19 protein-coding genes are annotated in these 16,301 nt (G+C 67.5%); 10 read left to right on the forward strand and 9 right to left on the reverse strand.

The features are described 5' to 3' along the window. Nucleotides 1–47 precede the first annotated feature (47 nt). The 5 genes from MA09_RS25050 (at nucleotide 48) to MA09_RS13665 (ending at nucleotide 2,010) form a co-directional block, all read left to right on the forward strand. A complete protein-coding gene (locus tag MA09_RS25050) occupies nucleotides 48–479 on the forward strand; it encodes a hypothetical protein (RefSeq protein ID WP_036249327.1) in 432 nt (143 codons plus the stop codon). A 55-nt stretch (nucleotides 480–534) separates the two neighbouring features. After that, nucleotides 535–927 (forward strand): BlaI/MecI/CopY family transcriptional regulator, encoded by a 393-nt coding sequence (locus MA09_RS13660; RefSeq protein ID WP_036249330.1) that lies wholly within the window; start codon nucleotides 535–537, stop codon nucleotides 925–927. Continuing rightward, on the forward strand, nucleotides 924–1,094 hold the full coding sequence (locus tag MA09_RS24145; RefSeq protein ID WP_081897586.1) for an oxidoreductase-like domain-containing protein: 171 nt from the start codon (nucleotides 924–926) through the stop codon (nucleotides 1,092–1,094). Before MA09_RS13660 ends, MA09_RS24145 begins: the two co-directional genes overlap by 4 nt. Before the next feature lie 28 nt (nucleotides 1,095–1,122). Then, nucleotides 1,123–1,347 (forward strand): hypothetical protein, encoded by a 225-nt coding sequence (locus MA09_RS24610; RefSeq protein WP_152594653.1) that lies wholly within the window; start codon nucleotides 1,123–1,125, stop codon nucleotides 1,345–1,347. A 72-nt stretch (nucleotides 1,348–1,419) separates the two neighbouring features. After that, nucleotides 1,420–2,010, forward strand: a complete 591-nt coding sequence (locus MA09_RS13665) for a CHRD domain-containing protein (protein ID WP_036249332.1) — start codon at nucleotides 1,420–1,422, stop codon at nucleotides 2,008–2,010. Here MA09_RS13665 and gluQRS read toward each other — a convergent pair. Together gluQRS and MA09_RS13675 are read right to left on the reverse strand one after the other, a co-directional pair. Further along, nucleotides 2,003–2,923 carry a tRNA glutamyl-Q(34) synthetase GluQRS gene (gene gluQRS, locus MA09_RS13670; protein ID WP_036249335.1) on the reverse strand — a complete coding sequence of 307 codons (921 nt, stop codon included), beginning with the start codon at nucleotides 2,921–2,923 and terminating at the stop codon, nucleotides 2,003–2,005. The two genes, MA09_RS13665 and gluQRS, sit on opposite strands and share 8 nt — an antisense overlap. A gap of 42 nt (nucleotides 2,924–2,965) precedes the next feature. After that, nucleotides 2,966–3,466 (reverse strand): nuclear transport factor 2 family protein, encoded by a 501-nt coding sequence (locus MA09_RS13675; protein WP_036249337.1) that lies wholly within the window; start codon nucleotides 3,464–3,466, stop codon nucleotides 2,966–2,968. Nucleotides 3,467–3,677: 211 nt separating this feature from the next. Between MA09_RS13675 and MA09_RS13680 the strand changes: the two genes are divergently transcribed. The 4 genes from MA09_RS13680 to MA09_RS25595 all read left to right on the forward strand — a co-directional run bounded on the left by MA09_RS13680 (nucleotide 3,678) and on the right by MA09_RS25595 (nucleotide 6,872). Continuing rightward, nucleotides 3,678–4,148 carry a hypothetical protein gene (locus MA09_RS13680; protein WP_036249339.1) on the forward strand — a complete coding sequence of 157 codons (471 nt, stop codon included), beginning with the start codon at nucleotides 3,678–3,680 and terminating at the stop codon, nucleotides 4,146–4,148. A 29-nt stretch (nucleotides 4,149–4,177) separates the two neighbouring features. Continuing rightward, nucleotides 4,178–4,891 carry a response regulator transcription factor gene (locus MA09_RS13685; RefSeq protein ID WP_036249341.1) on the forward strand — a complete coding sequence of 238 codons (714 nt, stop codon included), beginning with the start codon at nucleotides 4,178–4,180 and terminating at the stop codon, nucleotides 4,889–4,891. Continuing rightward, nucleotides 4,878–6,113 carry a sensor histidine kinase gene (locus MA09_RS13690; RefSeq protein WP_036249345.1) on the forward strand — a complete coding sequence of 412 codons (1,236 nt, stop codon included), beginning with the start codon at nucleotides 4,878–4,880 and terminating at the stop codon, nucleotides 6,111–6,113. The genes MA09_RS13685 and MA09_RS13690 overlap by 14 nt, the downstream gene beginning before the upstream one ends. A gap of 438 nt (nucleotides 6,114–6,551) precedes the next feature. Further along, on the forward strand, nucleotides 6,552–6,872 hold the full coding sequence (locus MA09_RS25595; protein WP_373887845.1) for a phosphatase PAP2 family protein: 321 nt from the start codon (nucleotides 6,552–6,554) through the stop codon (nucleotides 6,870–6,872). Here MA09_RS25595 and rnk read toward each other — a convergent pair. From rnk to MA09_RS13720, 5 genes are all read right to left on the reverse strand, one after another. Next, the gene (gene rnk, locus MA09_RS13700; protein WP_036249350.1) at nucleotides 6,817–7,224 is read right to left on the reverse strand and encodes a nucleoside diphosphate kinase regulator; all 408 of its coding nucleotides are present in this window, start codon (nucleotides 7,222–7,224) and stop codon (nucleotides 6,817–6,819) included. The genes MA09_RS25595 and rnk overlap by 56 nt on opposite strands. A gap of 370 nt (nucleotides 7,225–7,594) precedes the next feature. Beyond that, complete coding sequence (gene paoC, locus MA09_RS13705) at nucleotides 7,595–9,853, reverse strand: aldehyde oxidoreductase molybdenum-binding subunit PaoC (RefSeq protein ID WP_036249352.1); 2,259 nt, start codon at nucleotides 9,851–9,853, stop codon at nucleotides 7,595–7,597. A gap of 15 nt (nucleotides 9,854–9,868) precedes the next feature. After that, nucleotides 9,869–10,831 (reverse strand): xanthine dehydrogenase family protein subunit M, encoded by a 963-nt coding sequence (locus MA09_RS13710; protein ID WP_036249354.1) that lies wholly within the window; start codon nucleotides 10,829–10,831, stop codon nucleotides 9,869–9,871. Continuing rightward, nucleotides 10,828–11,490 carry an aldehyde dehydrogenase iron-sulfur subunit PaoA gene (gene paoA / locus MA09_RS13715; protein ID WP_036249357.1) on the reverse strand — a complete coding sequence of 221 codons (663 nt, stop codon included), beginning with the start codon at nucleotides 11,488–11,490 and terminating at the stop codon, nucleotides 10,828–10,830. The genes MA09_RS13710 and paoA overlap by 4 nt, the downstream gene beginning before the upstream one ends. Nucleotides 11,491–11,829: 339 nt before the next feature. Then, nucleotides 11,830–12,171 (reverse strand): TfoX/Sxy family protein, encoded by a 342-nt coding sequence (locus MA09_RS13720; RefSeq protein ID WP_036249360.1) that lies wholly within the window; start codon nucleotides 12,169–12,171, stop codon nucleotides 11,830–11,832. 114 nt (nucleotides 12,172–12,285) lie between these two features. Here MA09_RS13720 and MA09_RS13725 point away from each other — a divergent pair, with 114 nt between their 5' ends. After that, nucleotides 12,286–12,732: a hypothetical protein gene (locus MA09_RS13725; RefSeq protein WP_036249362.1), complete on the forward strand. Its 447-nt coding sequence runs from the start codon at nucleotides 12,286–12,288 to the stop codon at nucleotides 12,730–12,732. A 13-nt stretch (nucleotides 12,733–12,745) separates the two neighbouring features. Here MA09_RS13725 and MA09_RS13730 read toward each other — a convergent pair whose 3' ends face one another. Then, complete coding sequence (locus MA09_RS13730) at nucleotides 12,746–13,117, reverse strand: hypothetical protein (RefSeq protein ID WP_036249364.1); 372 nt, start codon at nucleotides 13,115–13,117, stop codon at nucleotides 12,746–12,748. A 73-nt stretch (nucleotides 13,118–13,190) separates the two neighbouring features. After that, nucleotides 13,191–16,298, reverse strand: a complete 3,108-nt coding sequence (locus tag MA09_RS13735) for an efflux RND transporter permease subunit (RefSeq protein ID WP_036249367.1) — start codon at nucleotides 16,296–16,298, stop codon at nucleotides 13,191–13,193. Nucleotides 16,299–16,301: the final 3 nt, after the last annotated feature.

Here is a 16,301-nt window from a genome sequence, read left to right on the forward strand (position 1 = left end):
ACCCATGGCCCGCCGCACGGCGCGGGCCGCAGCCAAGGGAGACCACCATGCAAACGAAAAACAAGGCCTTCGCCGCCCTCGCCCTGTTGGGCCTGCTTGTCGGCAGCGCCCAGGCGGGCGTGCACGTCCACTACAAGTGCGAGTCGACCGTAAAGGGCAAATGCCCGCCGCCGCCGGTCCCGCCCACCCCGCCGGCACCACCCGCTCCGCCGGCGCCGCCAGAACTCCCGGTCGAGCGGGTCGCAGGTATCGCCCCGCCCCCTCCCCCATCCATGCCCGCGATCCCGGCGCCGCCCGCGCCACCCACGCCGCCGCCCCTGCCCGAAATACCTGCCGAAGCCCACGCCGCCTGCGCCGGCAAGGCCGTCGGCACCCGCATCAGGCACGTGCTGCGGCAGGGCGAGACCATGACCGGCGTGTGCATGCGGGAAAACGGCAGGACCGTGTTCGATCTGCGCGAGTATCGGCTCCACGATTAGGATGGCCCCGACCGCATGACTCGACTTGGCGGTCTAGATCATTTATTCTAGATCCATGAGCACTCCCGACGTTCCCGCCAAGCCGACCCCGTCCGAACTGGAAATGCTGCGCCTGCTGTGGCGGCTCGGCCCCGCCACTGCCCGCCAGGTGCACGAGGCGGCGCTTGAGACGCGGCCCGACATGGCCTATGCCAACGTGCTGCGGCTGCTGCAGATGATGCACGCCAAGGGCCTGCTGACCCGCGACGAAAGCGCGCGTGCACACGTGTACGCGCCGGCCCAGCCCCAGGACAGGCACCAAGCCGGCCTGATCAAGGACCTGATCCACAAGGCCTTTTCCGGCTCCGGCAAGGAACTGGTGCTGGCCGCACTGCGCGGCCACGTCAGCAAGCAAGAGCGAGAAGAAATCCAGCAGATCCTCAACGGCGAGGCCGGGCGCAAGGAATGAACACGGCATCGCCCCGGCCTGTCGCGCCGGTCCAGCCCGAGCTCGAGGACTGCTGCCGCAGCGGTTGCGTGCCCTGCGTTTTCGATCTCTACGAGGAAGCACTGGCGCGCTACGAGCGTGAACTTGCTGCCTGGGAAGCCGTCAACACGGCCCCGCCCCCTCCCTGACTGCCCTGTCGCGCACGCTTGAATCCAGGTGGTGCGCAACTCCCGCCTGTCCGAATCCGATGTCGAGGAAGCCCTGCGCGAGCACGGCCGCCCGCGCCCGGAAATACAATGCGCCTTCCCGGAAGGCGATGGCGAGGTCACGATCCTGCGCAATCCTCGATCACTTCGTAATCAAGGGCCGCTGTGCCTTTTCTTCAACGCTTCTGCCCGCGGTACTTTTATCGCCCGTACGGTGTGGACGGTGCAGAATTGATGCGCTACTTTTTTCAGCAGTACACCCACCCGGGTGTGCTGTTTGGATTCTTTCCTAATCAGGAGGACTGCCATGAAAAAAGTACTGACCGCACTTGCGCTCGCCGCTTCAACGCTGGCGCTCGCACCGGCGGCCCAGGGTGCCGACATCTACCGCGCCGTGTCCAGCGGCCCGGCCGAGTCGCCGCCCAACGGGTCGCCCGGTTCGAGCGTTGCCACCTTCGAGGTCGACGGCTCGCTGCTGCGGGCCGAAGTGCCGTTCCGCGACCTTACCAGCGGCACGGTCGTTGCCCACATCCATTGCTGCACGACCGAGGCCTTTACCGGGGTGGCGCCGCCCGCGGTATCGCTGGTGGATTTCCCGATGATGGTCACCGCCGGCGAATATACCCACACCTTCGACCTGGGCGACCCGGCGGTCTGGGAGCCCGCCTTCCTGGCCCAGTTCGGCGGGACGCCGGCGGCGGCCAGCTCGGCGCTGGTCAATGCGATGAACGGCAACCAGGCCTACCTCAACATCCACACGACCCAGTATCCGAACGGCGAGATCCGCGGCTTCGTCGTGGCGGCGCCGATTCCGGAACCGGCGACCTGGGGAATGCTGGGGGTCGGCCTGGCAGGACTGGCGCTGATGGCGCGCCGGCGGCCCAGCCGGGTCAAGTGATCACGGCACCTTCGCGTGACGCCAGCAACCGGCTCCAGGCCGGTATCGCCGCCTGCCAGAAGGCGTGCAGCGATGCCGGCCGCGCCAGGGACAAGTGCGGCAAGCCGAGGAAGCGCGCGGCCTGCAGCAGCGCATCGACTGCGGCCGCCTCGTCGCCCGGCGCCACGGCAAGCGCACCGGTCTGCTTCGATAGCTTTTCGCCGTTCTCGTTGCGCACCACGGGCACGTGCAGGTAGCGCGGCGTCGGCACCCCGAGCACGCGCTGCAGGAAGATCTGGCGTGGCGTGGAGTCGAGCAGATCGGCGCCGCGCACGATGTCGGTGACGCCCTGCTCGGCATCGTCCACCACCACCGCCAGCTGGTAGGCCCAGAAACCGTCGGCGCGCTTCAGGACGAAGTCGCCGGATTCGGCGTTCAGGCGCTGGCTCACCTCGCCCGCGAAGCGGTCGTGGAAGCTGATGACGTCATGGCCCGGCTCGGGCACGCGCAGGCGCAGGCTGCGCATGCTGCGTCCCTCAGCCAGCCCGTAGCGGCAGGTGCCGGGATAGATGGCGGCGCCGTCGGGCGCGAAGCCCAGGCGCGAATCGGCGATTTCGCGCCGGTTGCAGCCGCAGGCATAGGTGTGTTGGACGATGCGCTCGGCAGCGGCCTGGTACAGATGCTTGCGCCGGCTCTGCCAGACGACTTCGCCGTCGGCATGCATGCCCAGCAGCGCCAGCAGCGCCAGGATGCCTTCGGCCGCACCGGGCACGCTGCGGCCCTCGTCGATGTCTTCGATGCGCACCAGCCAGGTGCCGTGGTGGGCCCGGGCGTCGAGGTAGCTGGCCAGGGCCGCCACCAGCGAACCGGCGTGCAGCGGACCGGTCGGCGATGGGGCGAAGCGGCCGATGTAAGGTGAATTCAGTTGCGACATCCGCTGATGATAACCGCACGGGAACGGCCGTGCGGTCTCCCCTTATTTGCCGGCCCCTTTGCCTGCTTTTTCGTGCTCGCCAATCAGCTTGGTCACCTGATCCACTACCTCGTTCGGCACCGCCACCGACAGCTGGTAATGCACGATCTCGAAGCCCTTGGCCGTCTTGCGGATCACGCCGCTGGCCATGCACGGCCCGAGGTTCGCGGTGTCGAGCAGCTCGTCGAACCAGATCAGCGACTTGTCGCTCGACGCATACACATTGCGGCGTGTGGCCTTGAAGGTCCAGGCCGATTTGGCGTCGAAGTACTTCTTGGCCCAGGTCTTGAACGCGTCGCGCTTCCACAGCTCGGTGCGGTCGGTGCCGATGTAGACGCCGTCCGGGGCGATCTTGTCGAAATAGGCCATGCGGGCCTTGGCCGCGTCGTCGTGCCATTCGTCGACGAAGGCATTGACCTGCTTGGTGAGCGCGGCATCGGTCTCGGCGTGGGCAGCACTGAGCAGGCTGAGGAACAGGAAGGCGGCGGCAAGGAATCGTTTCATGGTCTCTTTCTATGACAGGAGCATGCGGCAAGCATGCAACACTTATTGCAATGTAACGGAACGGTCAAACGTCCCAACGATAATGCATGCGTGAACAAATGCCAATGCCGCCGTGTTTCTTCTGGCCGGGCACACGTTCCTTTAGCGCATCCTTACGCGTTCTTCACAGCCGGCAGCCTACTCTTCGGACAGGGCCGGTCCGGCCCGAAGCATGCACTCTTTCGAACAAGGCGCCACCACCGTGAGCAGGCAAGCGCAAGCCCATCCCGATGCCGTCACCTTCCAGCAGCTCCTGATGCTGGAGGGCATCGCACGCCGTCTCGCCAGGAAATACCCGCCCGACTGGCTGGAGCGGCAAGGACGCCCGCTCTACCTGCTTACCCTGGCGCTCTCCTTCCTGAGCGCGGCGCTGCTCGGCCTGGCCTGGGGCCCCTGGTGGGGTTTCCTGATTCCCTTGTTCATGCCGACCCTGGTGCTGGTCGCCCTGCCGCGCCTGCTCTTCGGGCGGGTGACGGGTCGCCCGCGCTGGGCCCACCCGCTGGCCACGCTCGACCGGCAGGACGCCGAACTGGTCCGGCGCATGGTCGCGTCGATGCGCTCCTGCTCCTCGATCAGCGGCGAGCGCTTCTTCGAGATCTGGCGCCGCGCGCGCCAGCTCGCCGCGTATCGGCACCATGGATAACAAGCACGGCGGTGCACTAAAATAAACGGATGCGCATCCTCATCGTCGAAGACCACCCGGACATCCTCGCTAACCTGTACGGTTTCCTGGAACCGAAGGGCCACCAGCTGGACTCCGCCCGCAACGGCTACGGCGGGCTGGCGCTCGCCTCCGAGAACGATTACGACGTGATCGTGTTGGACGTCATGCTGCCCGGCCTGAACGGGCTGGAGCTGTGCCAAAAGCTGCGCACCGAGCTCGGCAAGTCCACGCCGGTGCTGATGCTGACCGCGCGCGACAGCCTGCCCGACAAGGTGGCCGGCTTCGACAGCGGCGCCGACGACTACCTCGTCAAGCCCTTCTCCCTGGTGGAACTGGAAGCGCGCCTGAAGGCGCTGGTGCGCCGCTCGGCCGCCGCCCATGCGGTGCATTCCACCATGCGCTTCGGCGAATTGAGCTTCGATCCCGACACCCAGGAAGCCGCGCGCGCCGGCGTCCCGGTGCAGCTCACCCGCACCGGCTACACGCTGCTGCGCTGCCTGCTCGCCAGCGCGCCGCGCATCGTCACCCGCGAAACCCTGGAGCAGGCCGTGTGGGGCGAGGACCGCCCCGACAGCGACGCCCTGCGCACCCACATCCATGCGCTGCGCCAGGCGATCGACAAGCCCTTCGCCACCCCGATGCTGCAGACGGTGGCGGGCGTCGGATACAAGCTGGTGCAAGGCGATCCCCGGCAAAGCCCGCAGCGCGATGCGCCCCGCTGATTCCCTGAAGCGCCGCATCGTCGTCGCCTTCGTCCTGTTCGGCCTTGGCGCCTCGGCCTTCTTTGCCATCATTGCGGCCATCGCGGTGGAAGGCATCGAGGTGGAACTGGTCGACAAGCGCCTGGAAGCGGCCGTGGCCTGGGCTGCGCCGCGCCATGCGGCGGGCCTGGACGTGGACATGCCGGCCGGGCTGCGCTTCCACCGCAACGAAGCAATTCCCGCGCCGCTGCGCGGCCTGCCCGAGGGCGTGCACAAGGTGGACGTCGGCGCCACCCGGCTGCATGTGCTGGCCGGACAGGATGTGCGCGGCAGCTGGGTGCTGGTCGACCACGAAAGCGACTACGACAAGATCGAGCTGGTGGTGTATTCGATGTTCGCCGCCGTGTTCATCGGCTTCGTGCTGCTGGCCTCGCTGCTCGGCGGCTTCCTCGGTACCCGCGTGGTCACGCCAATCCGCGAGCTGGCGCAGTCGGTCCGCAACGACAGCGCCCCGCCGGCGCTCACAGCACGCAAGGACGAACTGGGCGTGCTCGCGCGCGCCTTGGAGGCCCATACCGCCGAACTGCGCGCCTTCCTCGACCGCGAACGCTACTTCACGGGCGACGTCAGCCACGAGCTGCGCAGCCCCCTCACCGTGATCATGGGCGCCGCCGAGATCCTGATGCAGGAAGGCGCCGCACCCGCCGTGCGCGCCCCGGCCGAACGCATCTACCGCGCGGCTCGCGAGGCCGCGGAATCGGTCACCGTGCTCCTGCTGCTGGCGCGCGCTCCCGACCTCGGTACCCTCCCGCCGGTCGACGTGCATGCCGTGGCAGAAGAAGAAGTCGAAAAATACCGCGTGCTGGTGGCCGGCAAGCCGGTCACCCTGCGCTTCCTCGACGGCCCGCCGCTGGCGGTGCGCGCCCCGCGCGAACTGTGCGCTGCCGCCATCGGCAACCTGGTGCGCAATGCCTGCCAGTACACCGACGGGGGCGAAGTGGTAGTGCGCCTGCTGCCGGGCCGGGTCGTGGTCGAGGACACCGGCCCGGGCCTGCCGCCGGCGGTGGTGGCCACCCTGGGCAGCGGCGGCGCGCCCTCGAGCGGGTCGGGCGGCACCGGGCTTGGGCTCGCGCTGGCGCGGCGCATCTGCGACTTCCTGGGCGCCGGCTTCGCCTACGAAGCGCGCGCAGAGGGTGGCAGCCGCTTCACGATTACCTTCGCGACCAACTTTCCTGCCGCGTAGATCGCATGTTCACACGGTCTTGACGGCCGCTTGAGCGGCAGCTCACGTCCCGCTTCGTATCCTGCCCAGGTAACGCGGCCATTCCGGCCGCGCGGTTCGATGGAAGCGAAGTGCACCCTATCCCCTCGCGGCGCATCAGCGCCAACCTGCTCGTCTTCGGCGTCGCCCTGCTGCTGGCCACCGCCGCCAACATCAACTTCTGGTCCGGTTTCATCCACGCCATCGGCGGCTTCTCGCTGGCGCGGCTGCCGCTGCTGGCCGGCAGCTTCGCGATCGTCGTGCTGCTGTTCTACCTGGTCCTGGCCGACTGGCTGTACCAGCGCAGCGCCGCTGCGTTCCCCTGGCGCGAGGCCTGGCTGACCACGACTTTCGGCCACGGGATACTCAAGGCGGAGCTGACGCTGCCGGCAGCCTGCTTCGTGGCGGCGGCGATCGTCGATGCCGTCCGGCCGCAGGCTCTGCTTGCCCGGCCACTGCCTGCCGGCCGGCCACGCCTCGAGCGCGTTGTGGCTGGTGTCGCTGGTGGTGGTGTGGCTGCCGGGGCCGGGCCGCCGGGCCGGGCGCGCCTGTTGCGTGGCGCTGGTACCCGGACTGGCCCTGGGGTGGATGCAGCAGATGCGCGGTGCCCATTTCCTCACGCACACGCTGTGGTCGGCCTGGATCGCCTGTGCGATCGTACTGGCGCTCGTGATGCTGCTGCAGGCTAGCGGTGGTACTGTCCGTCGCGCTCGGGCTGGTACTCGATGCCGCGCACGGTGACCGCGAACAGGGCGCCGTCCGGGCGCTCCCAGCTGATCGTGTCGCCGACCTTCAGGCCCAGCAGCGCGGTGCCGACCGGGGTCAGGATCGACAGCTTGTCCGGAGCGCCGTCCATGTCCTTCGGGTAGCTGAGGGTCATCGCTACTTCGTCCTCGGCATCGTCAAATACGAAGCGCACGCGCGAGTTCATCGTGACGACGTCGGGCGGCATTTCCCATGGTTCCGCCAAGCCAGCGCGGCCGAGTTCGTCGAGCAAGGCATCGCGTGCGGCGGCCTGGGTGGCCGGCAGGTAATCCAGCATGCGGTCGAGGCGGTCCATGTCCAGCCATGAGACGAGGATGCTTGGTTTCATTGTTTCTCCTGGTGCTTGCCCGCAATTGACGGGCGAATAGTCGGTACGGCCACGGAGTGTGGCCGGCGGTGTAGGAAATGAGGGGAGGCTCGGGAGGACGGAAGAACGCTTGCGCTGTCCTCACCGAGCCCGAACGAGCCGGGCGAGCTTGCCGGACGACGTTTGCACCGCCCGTGTCACGGCGGCGCGGTCACGCTCGACGGACCCCGTGAAGCCCCTTCCCTGCCGGGCGGCGGCGGTAGCTGGCGATGTGAAGCGTGGTGGGTTCATGGGGACGGCAGTATAGCCTTCGTGGCGCCTTCGTCAACAGCGCGCACGATACCTTGATGCAAGTCGCAGGGTGGACGGCTCGGCCGTCCACCCTGCCATGTCACACCTGCAGCGGCATCTTCGTGATCAGCTTGTCGAGCGTGATCGGATACTCGCGCACCCGCACGCCGGTCGCGTTGTACACCGCATTGGCGACGGCTGCCGCCACGCCGCAGATGCCCAGCTCTGCGATGCCCTTGGCTTTCATCGGCGAGGACATCGGATCGACCTCGTCCAGAAAAATCACTTCCTGGTGCGGGATGTCCGCGTGCACCGGCACCTCGTAAGTGGCCAGGTCGTGGTTGACGAAGTAGCCGAGCCGCTTGTCGACGGCGAGTTCCTCCATCAGCGCCGCGCCGGCGCCCATCGTCATCGCGCCGATCACCTGGCTGCGCGCCGTCTTCGGGTTGAGGATGCGCCCTGCCGCGCACACCGCCAGCATGCGGCGCACGCGCACTTCGCAGGTCACGGCGTCGACACCCACTTCGACGAAGTGCGTGCCGAAAGTGGCCAGCTTGAAGCGCTCGTCGATGTCGCCGTACTCGATCAGATCTTCGCCGACCAGTTCGCGCTCGCGGACCGCCTGCTCCAGCGCCAGGCTGCGCTCACCCATGCGCACCAGGCCGCCGGCGAAGATGCTGCGCTCGGGCTCGAAACCGGCCGAACGCGCCACTGCCTCGCGCAGCTTCAGGCAGGCGGCGTACACACCCGCCGTCGAGTTGTGCCCGCCCCACTGGCCGCCGGAACCGCACGAGGCCGGCAGACTCGAGTCGCCCAGCCGCACCCGCACCTTTTCCAGCGGCACGCCCATCATCTCGCTGGCCGTCTGCGCGATGATGGTGTAGCTGCCGGTGCCGATGTCGGTCATGTCGGTTTCCACCGTCAGCATGCCGCGCCGGTCGAGGCGCACGCGCGCCGCCGACTTGGTCAGCATGCTGTCGCGGTAAGCCGCGGCCACGCCCATGCCCACCAGCCAGCGGCCATCTCGCACCGTGCCGGGCTTGGCCGCCCTGCGCTCCCAGCCGAAGCGCTGCGCTCCGGTCTGCAGGCACTGGACGAGCTGGCGCTTCGAGAACGGGGGGTTGGCAATATGCTTTTCCTTCTCCGGCTTCTTCGACTGCGGGTCGCTGGAGCTAGGCTTCTCGGGATTGTCCGGCACCATCTGGGTGTCGTTTACGATGCGGAACTGCACCGGATCCATGCCCAGCTTTTCCGCCATCTCGTCCATCGCGATCTCGAGCGCGGCCATGCCGGGTGCCTCGCCCGGCGCGCGCATCGCGTTCGCCTCCGGCAGGTCCATCGCAGCTACGCGGTTGGAGGTCATGCGGTGCTCGCCCGCGTACAGCGAGCGGGTCTGGGTCGCCGCGTTCTCCGGCGAGCCTTCCTTCAGGTTGCCGGACCAGCTTTCGTGCCCGATCGCCGTGATCTTGCCCTCACGGGTGGCGCCGATGCGGATGCGCTGCACGGTGGCCGAGCGGTGCGTCGTGTTGTTCGGGATGAGCGCGCGCTGCAGCGGCACGCGTACCGGCCGGCGCGCCGCTTTCGCGCCCAGCGCCGCCAGCACCACGTCGGCGCGCAGGAACAGCTTGGCGCCGAAGCCGCCGCCGATGTAGGGCGACAGCACGCGCACCTTGTCCTTCGGGATGCCGAGGGTCCTGGCCAGGTCGCCCTTGGCCCAGGCGATCATCTGGTTCGAGGTCCAGACGGTGAGCCGGTCGCCGTCCCAGGCCGCGACGCTGGCGTGCGGCTCCATCATCATGTGCGATTCGTGGGCGGTGTGGTACTCGGCGTCGAGCTTCACGGGCGCCGAGGCAAACGCGCCGGTGAAGTTGCCGATCTTGGTTTCAGCCGCTTCCGACTTCGGCGCGATGGCCTTGTTCTGCACCGCCTGCAAATCAAAATCGCCCTTGTCGCGCTCGTACTTGATGCGCACCAGGGAGGCTGCGTCGCGCGCCTGCTCGAAGGTCTCGGCGACCACCAGCGCCACGGCCTGGTGGTAGTGCTCGACGCGCGGCCCGCCCAGCAGCATGGCGGTGTTGAAGTTGCCCTTGGTGAGCTTGCCGGCATTCTGGGCGGTGACGATGGTGATGACGCCCGGCGCCGCCTTGGCCGCCGCCAGGTCCATCGAGACGATGCGCCCGGTGGGAATGGCCGAGCCGATCACGTAGCCGTGTGCCTGGTTGGGCACCACGTCGTGGCGGTCGAGCGCATACGGCGCCGTGCCGGTGGTCTTGAGCGGGCCGTCGATGCGGTCGATCGGCTGGCCCACCACCTTGAGCTGGTCGATCGGGTTGCTGGTGGCTGGTTCGTTGAATTTCATGGCTATCCCTTCCGCTTAGGCTTGGGCGTTCGCTTTTGCGTCCGCAATGGCGGCGGCCAGGGTGCGCTCGACGAGCGGCACCTTGAACGCATTGTCCTCGGTCGTGCGGGCGCCCTGGAGCAAGCCGCTCGCCACCGCCTGCGCCCCGCGCGGGAACGCGGCTTCGGCCGACTCCACGCGCCACGGCTTGTGGGCGACGCCGCCCAGCGCCACGCGGCCGCTGCCGTCGCGCTGGATGATGGTGGCCACCGACACGATCGCGAAGGCATACGACGCGCGGTCGCGTACCTTGCGGTAGCTCTGCACGCCACCGACAGGGGGCGGAAGCGTCACCGCGGTGATCAACTCACCGGGTTTCAGGTTGTGGTCGATGTGCGGCGTATTGCCCGGCAGGCGATGGAAGTCGGCGATCGGGATCACGCGCGTGGCCCCGCTCGGGTCGATGGTCTCGACCTGGGCGTCCAGCACGCGCATGGCGATCGCCATGTCGCTCGGATGGGTCGCAATGCAGGCCTCGCTCTGGCCGACGATGGCGTGCAGGCGGGTGAAGCCGCCGATGGCGCTGCAGCCGCTGCCGGGCTTGCGCTTGTTGCAGGGGACGTTGGTGTCGTAGAAATACGGGCAGCGGGTGCGCTGCAGCAGGTTGCCGGCGGTGGTGGCCTGGTTGCGCAGCTGGCCCGAGGCGCCGGCCACCAGCGCGCGCGTGAGCACGCCGTAGTCGCGCCGCACGCGCCCGTCGGCGGCCAGGTCGGCATTGCGCACCAGCGCGCCGATGCGCAGGCCGCCGGTTTGTAGCGGCTCGATGCGGTCGAGCGCCAGGTCGTTGACGTCGATGAGGTGGGCCGGCGTTTCGATCTGGAGCTTCATCAGGTCCAGCAGGTTGGTGCCGCCGGCAACGAAGCGCGAGTTCGGGATGCGCGCGGCGGTAGCGGCGGCTTCCTGCGGGGTTTTCGCCCGTTCGTAGGTAAAGGCTTTCATCGCTTGGCTCCTGCTCCGAGTCCAGCCACCTCGGCAATCGCTTCCTGGATGTTCGAATAGGCGCCGCAGCGGCACAGGTTGCCACTCATGCGCTCGCGGAATTCCATGTCGCTCGGCTGCGGGCTGGCGTTCAGGTCGGCGGTGACGTGGCTCGGCACGCCGGCGCGCATCTCTTCCAGCATGCCCACGGCCGAGCAGATCTGGCCCGGGGTGCAGAAGCCGCACTGGTAGCCGTCGTGCTTGATGAAGGCGCGCTGCAGCGGATGCAGGTTGGTCGGGGTGCCGAGGCCTTCGATGGTGGTGACCTCATGGCCTTCCTGCATCACGGCCAGGGTCAGGCAGGAGGTGACGCGGCGGCCGTCGACCAGCACCGTGCAGGCGCCGCACTGGCCCTGGTCGCAGCCCTTCTTGCTGCCGGTGAGGTGCAGGCGGTCGCGCAAGGCGTCCAGCAGCGTGGTGCGCGGGTCGACCATCAGCTGATGCTCGATGCCGTTGACTTTCAGCCGGACGTTCATCGTGGTGGGCGTGGTGGACGTTGCCGGCTGGGCGGCGGGAGCCGCCTGGGCGGGTGCCGCAAGCTGGGAGCTTACTGCGACGCCGCCCACGGCGACGGTCGACGCCTTGAGCAACTGGCGCCGGTTGGGATCGAAGTCGGGCATCGTTCTTCCTTTCTTGAAGAATGCTTGTATGGACCGGTGACGCTGGCGCTTGCGCTTGCGCGAAGGACGACGCGGAGCGCCGGCATGCGACTCCCTCAGCCGGAGGTCGGCGTGGCGTCGCGCTGGACGCCTGTTCCGATTTGACGAAAACGCGCATGCGAGACCGAAGGCAAGAACATAACGCTTTTTCAATTTTCGGGGCGTGCAGTTCGTTCTTGGGTGCAGCCCCGGGATAGTAGGGGCGTGGAAAGGCCGCACCGCATGTGGAAAATGCAGGGGCTGATGACTGTGGCTCGTGAATCCGGGGCGCTTATCAGTACACCCGGTAATGAAAGCGTGTCAGCCGGCGCGCTTGGGCACTGGCGCCTTCTTCGGCTTCGGCAACGGCATCAGGGTTGCGGTTTCCTCGATCAGGCGGCGCAGCGCGTCCGGATCGTCGAGCAGCTCGTCGGCGATCGGATAGTCCTTCGCGCCTGGATACGGCGGCCCTTGCGGCAGATCCGCTGCGAGTATGGTCGCGGCTTTCGACGGCTTGATGTACAGGCTGTTGTCGCAGGCAAAGGCGACTACCTTGCCGTCGAGATACAGGGCATACTCTCCGAACATCTTCTTGTGCGTCAGCCGGCTGCCGAGTCCCGCCACCTCGGTCACGTAGTCGACGAAGCTCCGTTCAGTTCCCATCCATCCTCCTCTCGTTTATCCGATCCACATAATTATTCAGGTCTTCATGCCGGCTTAAGAATATGGCAACCCGTTCAGGTACAGTCCCCTGGTCATCAACTCAGCGATATGACAATGAAAGCCACGTTCCTGACGATCCTCGTAGCGCTCGCGGCCGGCCCGGTACTCCTCGCCCGTGCGGATGCGCCGGACACGCCCAGGTTGCCGCAGCCCGACCCTTTCGCGCGCCCTGCCACGCAGGCCACGGCGCCGGGTCAGAGCACCATCGCGAGTACGCGCCCGAGCGACGAGGCCATCAAGGCAGCGGTCCGCGCCGTGCTGGAAGAGATGCCGGCCAGCGCCATGCCGTCCAGCGGCACGGCATTGAGCGGCGGCGCCTACAAGGAATTCGCACGCAAGTTCTCCGAGGCGGAGAAGCCGCATTGCCTGGGCCCGAACGCAACCAGGCACCAGCCGTCCACCTTCAGCACCAAGAACTGGAACTACGGCTTCGGCGGCCTGTTCGCCCTGCCCTTCTGGGGCGCGGCCATCCTGCGCGGCAAGTGCAGCTGGAACCCCTGAGCCGGGTCCGGACTTACTTTACCGAGAAGCGCACGCTGACGGCCTTCTTGTCCGCGAAATTCACTGCCGCCACCGCCTTGCTGCCCTTCTCCAGGCCGGCCTTGCCTTTCACGACCAGGGTGTTGTTGCCGCCCGATTCCAGCGGCAGCTCGGTCCTCAGTGTGCCCTTCAGCACGGTCAGGGTGCCGGTCGCCCCGAGAGTCTCCTTGTCCTTGCCGTGGTCGTCGACATAAATGGTGGTGACGCCTTCCCTGGCCACCAGCTCGAAGGACAGGTCGCCCGCGGTTTGCACGATGCCGCCATGTTTCGGCTTGGCGCCATGCGCCAGGACCTGGCCCGACACGATGACGCCGGCGAGTGCTGCCACTACAAACATCTTCTTCATGTTCCTGCTCCGGAAAACATGTGGCGGCTCATGATGGGCGCCGCCACCGGGCCCTGGTTACAAACCGTATCAGTCAATACGTGTTGCTGTCCTTCTCCGCCAGCAGCCGCTCCAGCGGACGCCGCCCGACCTTCCAGAAGATGAGCGGCGTCAGCAGCGAATCGAGCAAGGTGGAACTGACCAGGCCACCGAAGATGACGACCGCCACCGGATGCAGGATTTCCTTGCCCGGCGCATCTGCCGCAAGCAACAGCGGCGTGAGCGCAAAGGCCGCCACCAGTGCCGTCATCAGGACCGGCGTCAGGCGCTCGATCGAACCGCGCACGATCATCGGCCACCCGAAGCGCTCGCCCTCGAACTTGCATAGATTGATGTAGTGGCTGATCTTGAGGATGCCGTTGCGCGTCGCGATCCCGGCCAGCGTGATAAAGCCGACCATCGAGGCCACCGACAAGGAGACGTCCGCGATCCACATCGCGATCACGCTGCCGACCAGCGCGAACGGGATATTCGCCATGATGACCAGGGCCAGCGCCGACGAGCGGTAGCGCGAATACAGCACCAGGAAGATCATCACCAGCGAGGCCAGCGCCAGGGCCGCGATCAGGCGCTGCGACTGCTCCTGCGCCTGGAACTGCCCTTCCACGCTCACGAAGTAGCCCCCCGGGAGCCGGGTCTGCGCCACTGCCTGGCGCACGTCCTCGATGATGTGCGACATGTTGGAGCCGTCCGTATTCGCATACACGACGATGCGCCGGCGCCCGTTCTCGCGGCCGATCTGGTTCGGACCGTCGCCCTCTTCCACCGTGGCGATGCTCGACAATGAAACCTGTCCCGCCGGGCTGCCGAGCATGACGCGGCCCAGGTCCTGCGGCGAGCGGTCGGCGTCCGCCAGGCGCACCACCAGGTCATAGCGGCGCGCGCCGTCGATCACCTGGGTTACGCGCGTGCCCTCGGACAGCGACTGCAGCGCCTGCAGCACCTCGCCCGCCGCCAGGCCGTGCTGGGCCGCCTTGCGGTAGTCGACGCGCACCTTCACCTGCGGGATCAACACCTGGCGCTCCACCGACAGGTCGACCAGGCCCGGCACACCGTCCAGGCGGCTGCGCAGGCCCTCGGCCAGGCCGCGCAGCGTGTCGATGTCATCGCCGTAGATCTTCACGGCGACCTGGGCGCGCACGCCCGACAGCAGGTGATCCAGCCGGTGCGAGATCGGCTGGCCGATCGCGACCGCCGCCGGGATGCTGACCAGCTGGCTGCGGATGCTGGCCATGACCGCTTCGCGATCGCGCTCCGAGGGCTTGAGGTCGATCTCGAACTCGGACGAGTGCACGCCCTCGGCATGTTCATCCAGCTCGGCGCGGCCGGTGCGGCGCCCGACCTTGCTCACTTCCGGCACCTGGGCGACCAGCGTCTCGGCCAGCGCCCCCATGCGATTCGCTTCCGCCAGCGAAGTGCCCGGTGTGAAGGTCATGCCCATCACCAGCGAGCCTTCGTTGAAGGCCGGCAGGAAGGCGCGCGGGAAGAATGGCACCGAGGCGGCGGCCAGCAGCACCACGACCACCGCACTGCCCAGCACAAAGTGGATGCGCGGCAGCGACCAGCCTAGTGCCGCCGTGTCCCATGCCTTCAGGCGGCGCACGATCGGGCTGTCGCCGCGCTGCAGGCGCTTCATCTTCGGCAACAGGTAATAGGAAAGCACCGGCGTCACCGTCATCGACACCAGCATCGAGGCCAGGATCGACGCAATGTAGGCAATGCCCAGCGGCGCGAACAGGCGCCCTTCGATGCCCGGCAGCGCGAACAGCGGAATGAATACCAGCACCACGATCACCGTGGCGTAGACGATCCCGGAACGCACCTCGACCGAGGCGTGCCAGATGGTTTCCAGCACTGTCTGCACCGTCGGCCCGGTCTTGTCCCGCTCCTTCAGCCTTCGCAGGATGTTCTCGACGTCGACCACGGCATCGTCCACCAGCTCGCCGATGGCGATGGCCAGCCCGCCGAGCGTCATGACGTTGATCGACTGGCCCAGCAGGTGGAAAGCGAGCGCCGTCACCGCCAGCGACAGCGGGATCGCCACCAGCGAGATCAGGGTGGTACGGGCACTGAGCAGGAAGGCGAACAGCACGATCGCCACCAGGATGGCACCGTCGCGCAGCGCCTCCACCACATTGCCGACGCCGGCCTCGATGAAGTTCGCCTGGCGGAACAGCACCACGGGCTGCGAAATACCGGCCGGCAGGCCCTGCTTCAGTTCCGCCAGTGCGCCTTCGATGTCGCGCGTCAGGCGCACGGTGTCGCCGGCCGGCTGCTTCTGCACGCTGACGATCACCGCCGGCTTGCCGTTCATGCCGGCGTCGCCGCGCTTAAAGGCCGGCGCATAGGCCACGCTCGCCACCTGTTCGAGCAGCACCGGCATGCCGTTGCGGTAGGCCACCGATAGCCCCTTGATGTCCTCCAGGCGCGTGGTGCGTCCGAGGTTGCGGATCAGGTACTCCCGGTTGTTCAGGTCGATGAAGCCGCCGCTGGTATTGGCCGCGAAGCCGCGCAGCGCGGTCAATACCTGTTCCAGGGAGACGCCGAACTGCGCCATCCTCGCGGTATCCGGCTGCACGCGCAGCTGGCGCACCTCGCCGCCGATCGGGATCACCTGCGACACGCCCGGAATCGACAGCAGGCGCGGACGCAGGACAAAGTCGGCGTATTCGCGCGCCTTCATGGGGTCGGTCCTGGCCACGTCGATCGGCAGCGCGATCAGCATGATCTCTCCCATGATCGAGGACACCGGTCCCATCATCGGCGAGATATCGCCCGGCAGCTGTTCCTTCACCAGTCCCAGGCGCTCGGACACGAGCTGGCGGTTGCGGTAGACGTCCGTGCCCCAGTCGAATTCCGCATACACGATGGACAGGCCGACGCCGGACACCGAGCGTACCCGCGTCACGCCCGGCATGCCGTTCAGCGAGGTCTCGATGGGGAAGGACACCAGCTGCTCGACTTCCTCGGGCGCCATGCCGCCAGCTTCGGTCAGCACCGTGACCACCGGCTTGTTCAGGTCGGGGAACACGTCCACCGGGGTGCGCGAGGCCGTGTAAGCCCCGTAGGCCATCAGCAGCAGCGCCGCCGCCAGCACGAACAGGCGGTTGCGCAGGCTGAAACTGACTATGGTATTGAACATGTG

The sequence above is a fragment of the Massilia sp. BSC265 genome, from assembly GCF_000740675.1.
Classification (GTDB): Bacteria; Pseudomonadota; Gammaproteobacteria; order Burkholderiales; family Burkholderiaceae_D; genus Telluria.

Bases quoted from the DNA above. Each gene is read 5' to 3' on its own strand.
- MA09_RS13735 (WP_036249367.1), bottom strand. From the start codon at position 16,298: ATGTTCAATACCATAGTCAGTTTCAGCCTGCGCAACCGCCTGTTCGTG.
- paoA (WP_036249357.1), bottom strand. From the start codon at position 11,490: ATGCCCGACTTCGATCCCAACCGGCGCCAGTTGCTCAAGGCGTCGACC.
- MA09_RS13730 (WP_036249364.1), bottom strand. From the start codon at position 13,117: ATGAAGAAGATGTTTGTAGTGGCAGCACTCGCCGGCGTCATCGTGTCG.
- MA09_RS13680 (WP_036249339.1), top strand. From the start codon at position 3,678: ATGCACTCTTTCGAACAAGGCGCCACCACCGTGAGCAGGCAAGCGCAA.
- MA09_RS25595 (WP_373887845.1), top strand. From the start codon at position 6,552: ATGCCGTCCGGCCGCAGGCTCTGCTTGCCCGGCCACTGCCTGCCGGCC.
- MA09_RS13725 (WP_036249362.1), top strand. From the start codon at position 12,286: ATGAAAGCCACGTTCCTGACGATCCTCGTAGCGCTCGCGGCCGGCCCG.
- MA09_RS13675 (WP_036249337.1), bottom strand. From the start codon at position 3,466: ATGAAACGATTCCTTGCCGCCGCCTTCCTGTTCCTCAGCCTGCTCAGT.
- MA09_RS25050 (WP_036249327.1), top strand. From the start codon at position 48: ATGCAAACGAAAAACAAGGCCTTCGCCGCCCTCGCCCTGTTGGGCCTG.
- gluQRS (WP_036249335.1), bottom strand. From the start codon at position 2,923: ATGTCGCAACTGAATTCACCTTACATCGGCCGCTTCGCCCCATCGCCG.
- paoC (WP_036249352.1), bottom strand. From the start codon at position 9,853: ATGAAATTCAACGAACCAGCCACCAGCAACCCGATCGACCAGCTCAAG.
- MA09_RS24145 (WP_081897586.1), top strand. From the start codon at position 924: ATGAACACGGCATCGCCCCGGCCTGTCGCGCCGGTCCAGCCCGAGCTC.
- MA09_RS13660 (WP_036249330.1), top strand. From the start codon at position 535: ATGAGCACTCCCGACGTTCCCGCCAAGCCGACCCCGTCCGAACTGGAA.
- MA09_RS13665 (WP_036249332.1), top strand. From the start codon at position 1,420: ATGAAAAAAGTACTGACCGCACTTGCGCTCGCCGCTTCAACGCTGGCG.
- MA09_RS13720 (WP_036249360.1), bottom strand. From the start codon at position 12,171: ATGGGAACTGAACGGAGCTTCGTCGACTACGTGACCGAGGTGGCGGGA.
- MA09_RS13685 (WP_036249341.1), top strand. From the start codon at position 4,178: ATGCGCATCCTCATCGTCGAAGACCACCCGGACATCCTCGCTAACCTG.
- rnk (WP_036249350.1), bottom strand. From the start codon at position 7,224: ATGAAACCAAGCATCCTCGTCTCATGGCTGGACATGGACCGCCTCGAC.
- MA09_RS13690 (WP_036249345.1), top strand. From the start codon at position 4,878: ATGCGCCCCGCTGATTCCCTGAAGCGCCGCATCGTCGTCGCCTTCGTC.
- MA09_RS13710 (WP_036249354.1), bottom strand. From the start codon at position 10,831: ATGAAAGCCTTTACCTACGAACGGGCGAAAACCCCGCAGGAAGCCGCC.